Below are 2,106 nucleotides of genomic sequence, written 5' to 3'. Positions count from 1 at the left end.
GGTGACGCGGAGGCCGCCGCGGGCTGCGAAGTCCACAGCTTCACCCCCACGACACCGGTCCGCCTCGCCGACCGATCAGCACGATCAAGGCGGGCGACAAGGTCCTGGCCACCGACCCCCAGACGGGCATCACCTCCCCGGAACCGGTCCGGAAAGTCATCGTCACCCACAACGACCACGACTTCACGATCCTCACCCTGTCCGTCGCCCCCGTCCGGGGACCTCCTTCCCCGGGCAACACCTCGGGCACGCCCCAGACCCTGACGACCACCTGGCACCACCCCTTCTGGGACGCCGGCCACCAGCGCTGGACCGACGCCCACAACCTGACACCGGGCACCCAACTCCGCCAACCCGACAGCTCCACCGTCGTCGTGACCGGGGTACGGAACGTCCACCAGGGCGGCGTCACCTATGACCTCACCGTCGGCACACTGCATACGTACTATGTGCTGGCAGGGACTGCACAGGTCCTCGTCCACAACTGCGACACCACCTATGTCACCTACACCAAAACGAATCCCGAGACCGGTGAGATCTACACTGGCCGATCACGTGGAACTGGCACACCGGAGCAGATAGTTGCGGCTCGTGATGCTGGGCACCACATGACAGAAAAGGGATTTGGCCCGGCAGTTCTCGACCAATCTGCGACTGCAACCAAGAGTGTTGCACTGCGGCATAGCGACCCTTCTTATCAGGCCATTCGAGGTCGCGAACAGCAGTTGATCGACGCCTTTGGCGGAGCGCAGAGCGCTGGGGGGACATCCGGAAATGCAATTCGCGGGATCGCAGAAGATAACCCGTTGCGTGGCCTGTACTTGAATGCTGCGACGGCAGCATTTGGTGGTCCGTAGGTTCGGCAGGTTTGATATCAGGAGGAGTCCGAGAATGTCCGTACGGTTCGCTGCCGGGAGCGCCCTCAGGGTGCCGATCCCTGGCGGGAGAGTCGCCTTTGGGGTCATGTTGGCAACACGTCCGTATATGGCTTTCTTCGACGATCGGCAAGTTGATGCCAAGAAGTTGACGGGATTCGAAGGTTCTCCGCTGTTCATCGTGGCTGTCCATAACTCGTCCTATTCGACTGGGAGGTGGGGTGCAAGTCTGGTCCATCTTCCCAAGGAATCACTCCCGCCGATCCCGTACTTCTTTCGCCAGAACGTTCTCAGGCCCTCCGACTGCGTCATTGTGGATAGTGATGGGAATACTCGAACGGCGGCGCCCGAAGACTGCTTGAAGTTGGAGCGGAGCGCTGTCTGGTCGGCCGAGCACATTGAGCGGCGGATTGAGGATCATTATGCAGGTCGCCCAAATGCCTTCCTTGAGTCGATGAAGGTCAAGTTGTAGGAATGGCTTGCGCCTCCGCCATTCAGTTTCGGGCGGGGCGATCTTGGCCACTTGCAGGATTCCGGCCCTCCGGCTACGCCCAGGGGCGGTGTGTACTCGCCGGACGTCACGTCTGACGTGGTGCAGGGCCTCGACTGCCCAGTGATTCTGGACGGGTTCGGAGACGGACGGTGCAGATCTTCGGGCGGCGGAGGCGCAACTGGCACTGCCAGCGCGTAGCCGCCAGGCCGGGGCTCTTGCCGTAGGCGACGTCGACGGCGCCGCGCAGCATCCCGATGCCCAGACCGGGCGGCTGGCGGCAAAGGCGACTTTCTCCGGGGATGCCTGCGTACCAGCGGCGTCCTCGGCCCGGATCGCAGGCAGGTACAGACGCCGGGCGAAGAAGACTTGCCCGCAATCGGCGGCGTAGGTGAGCAGCACCATCACCTGGCAGTCGCGCACGTCCCCAGCGGACCCGCGAGGAACTTCCGCCTCCGATGCGGAGTGGCAGCGTGCCCGGCCCACTCGACCATCGTCCAACCGTTCCTGCGGCCCCTCGATCACCTCCGCCCACCGTCCTCGTACCGCGCGGCCCACATCCCGTCGAGGTCCAGGAGAGAAGCTCACGGCACCCCCTCACTCGCCGGGCGCCACCTCGGCGAACCATCCGACGTCCCCCAGAGCGTCCTCGGCGACTCCCCCCAACTCCGGCTCCCCGAGGAGCCGTTCCAGACAGGCGACCACCTCAGAATCACCGGCCCCCCTCACAACGCCTCCACC

The 2,106-nt window shown here is 64.2% G+C and carries 1 protein-coding gene; it reads left to right on the top strand.

Annotation, left to right across the window (positions count from 1 at the left end):
- The first annotated feature begins 23 nt into the window (after positions 1 to 23).
- On the top strand, positions 24 to 857 hold the full coding sequence (locus tag AOK24_RS51680; protein ID WP_338060972.1) for a polymorphic toxin-type HINT domain-containing protein: 834 nt from the start codon (positions 24 to 26) through the stop codon (positions 855 to 857).
- The last annotated feature ends 1,249 nt before the right edge of the window (positions 858 to 2,106 follow it).

Origin of the sequence: Streptomyces niveiscabiei (genome assembly GCF_001419795.1) — a bacterium.
Classification (GTDB): domain Bacteria; phylum Actinomycetota; class Actinomycetes; order Streptomycetales; family Streptomycetaceae; genus Streptomyces; species Streptomyces niveiscabiei.
This window is presented reverse-complemented; position numbering and strand designations above follow the sequence as displayed.